General features: G+C 35.8%; 10 protein-coding genes. 5 read left to right on the top strand and 5 right to left on the bottom strand.

The genetic code is table 11. The annotated features are described in order from the left end of the window. Positions 1–248: hypothetical protein (locus BS85_RS11840; protein ID WP_211246915.1), on the top strand; the 248-nt coding region annotated here is incomplete at its 5' end. 127 nt (positions 249–375) lie between these two features. Here BS85_RS11840 and BS85_RS11835 read toward each other — a convergent pair. Next, positions 376–1,629 (bottom strand): acyltransferase, encoded by a 1,254-nt coding sequence (locus BS85_RS11835; RefSeq protein ID WP_051604785.1) that lies wholly within the window; start codon positions 1,627–1,629, stop codon positions 376–378. 127 nt (positions 1,630–1,756) lie between these two features. On the opposite strand from BS85_RS11835, the gene BS85_RS10720 reads away from it, so the two are divergent. Both BS85_RS10720 and BS85_RS0109765 read left to right on the top strand, forming a co-directional pair. Further along, a complete protein-coding gene (locus tag BS85_RS10720) occupies positions 1,757–2,014 on the top strand; it encodes a hypothetical protein (RefSeq protein ID WP_034551631.1) in 258 nt (85 codons plus the stop codon). Between the two features lie 61 nt (positions 2,015–2,075). Beyond that, positions 2,076–2,501 (top strand): PepSY-like domain-containing protein, encoded by a 426-nt coding sequence (locus tag BS85_RS0109765; RefSeq protein ID WP_026944623.1) that lies wholly within the window; start codon positions 2,076–2,078, stop codon positions 2,499–2,501. A 186-nt stretch (positions 2,502–2,687) separates the two neighbouring features. On the opposite strand, the gene BS85_RS0109755 is transcribed toward BS85_RS0109765, so the two are convergent. Genes BS85_RS0109755 through BS85_RS0109745 form a run of 3 tightly spaced genes read right to left on the bottom strand, consistent with a single transcriptional unit; the run spans position 2,688 to position 5,176 of the window. Further along, on the bottom strand, positions 2,688–3,527 hold the full coding sequence (locus tag BS85_RS0109755) for a MetQ/NlpA family ABC transporter substrate-binding protein (protein WP_026944622.1): 840 nt from the start codon (positions 3,525–3,527) through the stop codon (positions 2,688–2,690). 19 nt (positions 3,528–3,546) lie between these two features. Continuing rightward, positions 3,547–4,197, bottom strand: coding sequence for a methionine ABC transporter permease (locus BS85_RS0109750; protein WP_026944621.1), 651 nt, complete (start codon positions 4,195–4,197; stop codon positions 3,547–3,549). Next, entirely contained in the window at positions 4,190–5,176 is a 987-nt protein-coding gene (locus tag BS85_RS0109745) for a methionine ABC transporter ATP-binding protein (protein ID WP_026944620.1), read from the bottom strand. Before BS85_RS0109745 ends, BS85_RS0109750 begins: the two co-directional genes overlap by 8 nt. A 91-nt stretch (positions 5,177–5,267) precedes the next feature. Between BS85_RS0109745 and BS85_RS0109740 the strand changes: the two genes are divergently transcribed. Both BS85_RS0109740 and BS85_RS11670 read left to right on the top strand, forming a co-directional pair. Further along, the gene (locus BS85_RS0109740) at positions 5,268–5,630 is read left to right on the top strand and encodes a hypothetical protein (RefSeq protein ID WP_211246914.1); all 363 of its coding nucleotides are present in this window, start codon (positions 5,268–5,270) and stop codon (positions 5,628–5,630) included. A 1-nt stretch (position 5,631) separates the two neighbouring features. Beyond that, positions 5,632–5,784 (top strand): hypothetical protein, encoded by a 153-nt coding sequence (locus BS85_RS11670; protein ID WP_156938129.1) that lies wholly within the window; start codon positions 5,632–5,634, stop codon positions 5,782–5,784. Between the two features lie 65 nt (positions 5,785–5,849). Here the strand turns inward: BS85_RS11670 and BS85_RS10715 are convergent. Continuing rightward, on the bottom strand, positions 5,850–6,033 hold a 184-nt coding region (locus tag BS85_RS10715; protein ID WP_034551628.1), incomplete at its 5' end, for a ComEA family DNA-binding protein.

The following is a 6,033-nucleotide window of genomic DNA, read 5'->3' as shown; positions in this document are numbered from 1 at the left end:
TCATTGCGAGAAAATTTGAAAAATTTTCGTGGCAATCCATAATGTGGAATCTCATTTGTAAAGCTTCTATTGTAAAATTTTTCTTTATGCTAGATTATAGATTGCTTCGTCATTCACTTTGTTCATTCCTCGCAATGACAGAAAATTTGCTATCTCGTCATTGCGAGAATCGCAACGCGATTCGTGGCAATCTATCATCAAGCAAAATTAGATTCAACAATGGAATCTTTAAAAGGTTAAAGTTGTAGAGTAATAAGCGAGATTCTGTGTTATGGATTGCGTCATTGCGAGAAATCGTAAGACTTCGTGGCGTGCATTTGCGTAAGCAACTCACCCGCTTTAGCGCAAATCTATAATGTTGCACACAATGAAATCTCATTTTCTTTTCTCTTTTAATCCTCTCCTTAATTTAGAGATCTCTTGAAAAAAGAATCTCAAATATCCTCCTTTAACCCAATCCCTACTTGCTTTCATCAACGCTTCTCCTAATTTATAAGTAAAGCATTCTTTTTCTCTTAAAGCTTCTTTGTAATCTGCATAGGATTCTAATTTAGGAAGTTTTAATTTAGGATTCTTTGCAACTTTTGCTTCATAGTCTGCAATTTCTTTTTTATGTGCTTCTTTAATATAAGATAAGACATAAGGTATTCTTATATATCCTAAAAAGCTTTTAGAGTTTAGAATCATTGCAGAACCTAGTTTGTAGGCTAGGTGGTTGTGGATTCTGTGTTTTGCTCCAATGGGTAAATTTTCTTGTGCATTGGAATCTGTATCGGGATTGGCAAGAGTTGTCTTATAGAATAATTTAGGGGTAATCGGTAGAGGAATATTGATTTTGGAATCTACAAAATAGGCAAAGCGGTTTTTGGAGCGATTGCAATAAACAAAATCATAGAGAAATTCTAACTTTTCTGAAGCATTTTCTAGCGATTCTAGCTTTGTCTCTAAAGCTTTTGGCGAGAGGAATTTTTCTTTTTGGTAAATGTATTGAAAGTCATTGGTTTCTTTTTGGCTATGGAGTGCAGTTTGTTCTTTCGTCCAATTTCCAGCAGACGGGTCATCGCGCAACCAAAATTTATGCTTTTTGAGACATTGCGCAGGGTTTCCTGCGTAAATGGCATTGGATTCTTTAATTCCACTTACAATGCTTTTAGCACCAATAATGCTTCCGCTTGGTATAAATGCGCCTTTTAGAATCGCACTTTCTTGTCCGCACCAAACATGATCGCCTATGTAAATGCTTTTGCTAAAATTTACCCTTTGGAAGCTTTGAGAGTCAAAAATCAAATGGTGGTCGCAAGTTCCGAGCCAAATACTCCAAGAAAACATACAATCATTACCAACAACGATATTTTTGCCCTCAAACACCCTAAAGCCTACGCCATTAAAAGTAGAATCATCACCAATATAGCACACTCCATTAGTGGCAATTTCTATTTTGCCGGTTACACGGGTATTGTTTCCTATGAACACTAAACCATTATTTCCACGAAATATAATTTGAGTATTTTGACTAGCCCCAGCAAAATAAAGAATATTATTAGAACCTAGAAATTCTATTTTGTGATTCCTTTGTTGATTTAAGTCCCCATAAATTATATTTTGTTTTTCTCGGATAGTTGTTTGCATTTTTTGCCTAGAAAATAAAAATAAAAATACTATTTTTACCTTTTTTATAATTAAAAAGTCCTAAATTTACCTTGTTGTGTTTTAAAGTGATAAAGGATAGATTTTTGTAAAATTTAAGAGGTTTCAAATGACTCAACGCGATCTTGCAGGTAAGCTAGATATTAATGTGAAAACTTTGAGGAAATGGAAAAAAGACCGCCCAAAGGTTTATAGACTTTTAATGATTGGCTTAAAAGCAGAAGATATACTTGCAAACTTTAAAGAAAATATTGACATATTGGAGCAACTAATTCAAAATGAAAACATCATAGAATCAGAGATGGAATATTCTAAAAATTCCAAACAAAATATTCTAAATCTTGACAAACACTTAACAAACCATTAAAAAAAACTCCATAAACTCTCTTTATAATTTGATTTACAATTTTATTTTAAAGGAGTTATTTATGAAAAAGTTAGGTTTAGCGTGTGCTTTTAGTGTGTTGATTGGAGCAAATGCTCTTTTGGTTGCTGATGTAGTGATTCAACAAAATGAATTGCCACAAAATTCACAAAAATTCATTCAAACTTATTTTGCAAATGAAAAAGTGGGTTTGGTAGAAAAGAGCTTTAATGATTATCAGGTTAAATTTTTGAATGATTCTAAAGTAGAATTTGCAAAAAATGGAGATTGGAGAGAAGTTAAATCTTATGCTCCCATTAGCAATACAGGCTTTATCCCCCAAGAAGTTCTTAACGCAATTAAGACAAAATATGCTACTGCAAAGATTATGGAAATTTCTAAAAATTACAATGGTTATGAAGTGAAATTAGACAACCATAAAGAATTGATTTTGGATACAGCAGGGAAATTAATAAGTGAAAAATATTAAAACTTCTTTGCCCTCTCAAAATTAGTGTTGGAATCTCGCCTTTTGGGATTCCATTGCAAAAATTGTTTATGCAAGATTGTGGATTTGCAAATGTGAGCGTGTGCGATAGCACCCACCCAAACTTACACAACTGCCACGCGGCTCGGACAAGTCCTCGCAAGGAGGTAGGAAATTGTCCTTGTAACTCTAAAAGCTTGGTAGAATTGCACCTTTGTATTGGTCTAGGATAAATTGTCGCATTGCTTCACTTTGGAGGGATTGGATAAGTTTTTGTATGCGTGCGTCTTTTTCATTGCCACCTTTTACGGCTACGATATTGGCATAAGGAGAATCTTTGCTCTCAAGCGCAATCGCGTCATTGAGTGGGTTTAGTCCTGCAAGTAAGGCAAAGTTTGTATTAATCACTGATGCGCTTACATCACCAAGTGCGCGTGCAAGTTGCGGTGCATCCATTTCTTTAAATTTCAAATTCTTAGGATTCTCTGTAATGTCCTGCACACTTGGAAGCTCTACACCTTCTTGAAGTTTGATAAGCCCATTTGCCTCTAGGATTCTAAGCGCACGCGCACCATTACTAGGGTCGTTTGGCAAAGAAATCATATCGCCCTCTTTGAGTTCCTCTAGACTCTTGATTTTTTTGGCATAAACACCCATTGGTTCTAGGTGAATTCCTGCAACGCTGATGAGATTTGTTTTGTGTTCTTTGTTGAAAGAATCCAAATAAGGCTTATGTTGGAAAAAGTTTGCGTCCAATGAGCCATCATCTAAGGATTTGTTGGGCGTTACATAATCGGTAAATTCTTTTATCTCTAAAGTAATCCCTTCCTTTTCTAGGGTAGCTTTCACTTGTTCTAGCATTACTGCGTGTGGTTCGGGAGTTGCACCGACAATTAGTTTTTCCATTTTTGTGCTTTCTGTCTTTTGTGCGTTGTTTTGGGATTCCACTTTGGAATCGCAGCCACTAAAAATCACTGCAAGAGCTATTGCGCCAAGTGTTAATTTGCTGAAAATTGCTTTTTTAAGCATTGTTGTCCTTTGTAAAGATTTAATGTTTTAATTTTTTATACAAAAAATCACCAAAACTTTGAATGATTTGCACTAAAAAAATTAAAATCAAAACAGTGTATAACATAATATCGCTTTGGAATCTATAATATCCATATTTGATTGCAATATCACCCAATCCTCCGCCTCCAACAGCACCAGCCATTGCACTAAATCCAACAACCAAAATCAAAGCAAGTGTGATTCCAGAAACAATGCTTGGCAAGGCTTCTACAAACATAATGCGAAAAATAATTTGCAAATTACTTGCACCAAAGCTAAGAGCGGCTTCAATCACTCCTTTATCTACTTCTTTGAGTGCATTTTCTATGATACGCACGATAAAGGGAGCTGCTCCAATGCTAAGTGGCACGATTGCCGCACTCGCACCGATACTTTTGCCTACGATAAATTGCGTCAAGGGAAACAAGACAACCATTAAAATAAGAAAAGGAAAAGAGCGCAAGGTGTTTGTAATGCTATCAAGTGTGCGGAAAATAAACGCATTGGGGCTTAAGCCACTAGGCGCACAAAGGACAAGTAAAATGCTTGGGATAATAGCTAAAAGCGTTGCAATACTTGTCGCGAGTATGCTCATATAAAGCGTATCTAAAGTTGCTTCTAAAAGCAAAGAAAGGATTTTGCTATCCATTTTGTTCTCCTTGTGGATTGGATTCTATGATTTCCCATTGCGCACCTCGTGCATTCAGATAATTGCAGACTTTTTCTTTTGCGTTTGCTTGAATATTAATCACTAAGATGCCTAGTGCAATTCCATTAAAAGACTCTAAATTCCCCCATACGATATTAAAATTGATTTGTAATTCTCTTGCCATTTGTGTAATGATTGGATTTTGTGCTAAATTTTTGGGAAAATAAATGCGAATGTTTAGTCCCTCATCGGGTAGAATCTCATTTTCTCCCAAAAACTCACGCATTTTTGGGTCAGGCGAGAGGAACAAATCCTCAATTTTTCCACTTTTTAGCACCACTCCACCTTCCATAAATGCAGCCTCTGCACAAAGTCGCTTCACCACTTCCATTTCGTGCGTTACAAGCACAATTGTTACGCCTAGTTCTCGATTGATTTGTGCAAGCAAGTCTAAAATAGCACCCGTGATACTTGGATCTAGCGCACTTGTGGCTTCATCACTTAGGAGTAGCATAGGATTCATCACTAATGCCCTTGCAATCGCAACGCGTTGCTTTTGTCCTCCGCTAAGTTCGTTTGGATAGGATTTTGCTTTATCTTGCAAACCAACCAATTCTAAAAGATTCTTAATCTTTGCCTCGTTGATTGTTGCTTTTGCACATTGTAAAGGCAAGAGGATATTTTCATAAACATTTTTGCGACTAAGCAAAGAGAAATGCTGAAAAATCATTCCAACTTTTTGTCTAAAGGTGCGCAATTCTTTGCCTGTGAGTTTAGAAATATCCAAGTTGTCAATTTCTATTTTACCAGAATCAATGGATTCTAGCCCATTAAATGTGCGAAGCAAGGTGCTTTTACCCGCCCCACTATGCCCAACAAGCCCAAAGATTGAACCTTTTTTAATCTGTAAATTGATATTTTTTAATACCTCTAAATCGCCATAACTTTTGCAAAGATTTTGCACTTTGATTAAATCCATTTTGCTCCTTAATTGTTTCGCTACTTCATTATTTGCTCGTAAAATCTGATAAAATTGCGAAATTATAGTAAAAAAAGCTAAAAGGGGTTTTATGTTGAAATTTTTTGTGAGATTATGGATTATGTTAATGTTTTGTTGTGGAATCTTAAACGCACAACCTTGGGTAATGTTTAGCGATATGGACGATACTTATTTATACGACCAAGCAAGCGGACAAGTGTATATTCGGATAAAAAGGGGTGGCAAAAATTATGAGGATACTTTTGTCAAAATGGGTGTGCAGGATTCTATCCATTCTAAACCCACCTCAAAAGCTCAAAAGACTACACAAAAAGATTCCAAAACCACAGAATCCAAACAAGAAAATGACACACAAAAGGAACAACAAGAGTTAATCAAAAAAGCACAAGAGTTACAAAGAAGCATACAAGGAAGTATTTTAGGTGGGGAGTAGAGTGAAGCAAAAATATACGTCATCTCTTACAAAAATTTCTAAAATCGCCTTTATAGTTTTTGAGGATTCCACTTCTGTCCTTGCAAACGCTAGTGTTGCAATCCATAATCCAATATATAGAAGGCTTTGCAATGGGGGATTTAAAGCAATTTAAGATTATGGAATCTTAGAATCTAAACGCAAGATTCTTTCCTTTGGACACCATAAACTCAAATTCCCTTACTCTTTATTCTCTTTCTTTCCCTTGCTCCCTTTACCCTCTTTTGTCTTTGGAGATTCTTCTACAATAAATTCTCCTTTGAGCTTCTCTAAAGTCTTCTTTCCAAAGCCTTTCACATTTCCTAATTCATTGACGGATTCAAAGGGTTTATTGGAGCGATACTCTATGATTGCTTGCGCCTTT

This window comes from Helicobacter rodentium ATCC 700285, from assembly GCF_000687535.1.
GTDB lineage: Bacteria > Campylobacterota > Campylobacteria > Campylobacterales > Helicobacteraceae > Helicobacter_D > Helicobacter_D rodentium.
The sequence above is the reverse complement of the archived record's forward strand: the minus strand, read 5'-3'. Positions and strand labels throughout refer to the sequence as shown.

Coding starts and splice junctions, on each gene's coding strand:
- BS85_RS0109740 (WP_211246914.1), top strand. CDS start 5,268: ATGTTGAAATTTTTTGTGAGATTATGGATTATGTTAATGTTTTGTTGT.
- BS85_RS0109765 (WP_026944623.1), top strand. CDS start 2,076: ATGAAAAAGTTAGGTTTAGCGTGTGCTTTTAGTGTGTTGATTGGAGCA.
- BS85_RS0109755 (WP_026944622.1), bottom strand. CDS start 3,527: ATGCTTAAAAAAGCAATTTTCAGCAAATTAACACTTGGCGCAATAGCT.
- BS85_RS0109745 (WP_026944620.1), bottom strand. CDS start 5,176: ATGGATTTAATCAAAGTGCAAAATCTTTGCAAAAGTTATGGCGATTTA.
- BS85_RS10720 (WP_034551631.1), top strand. CDS start 1,757: ATGACTCAACGCGATCTTGCAGGTAAGCTAGATATTAATGTGAAAACT.
- BS85_RS0109750 (WP_026944621.1), bottom strand. CDS start 4,197: ATGGATAGCAAAATCCTTTCTTTGCTTTTAGAAGCAACTTTAGATACG.
- BS85_RS11835 (WP_051604785.1), bottom strand. CDS start 1,629: ATGCAAACAACTATCCGAGAAAAACAAAATATAATTTATGGGGACTTA.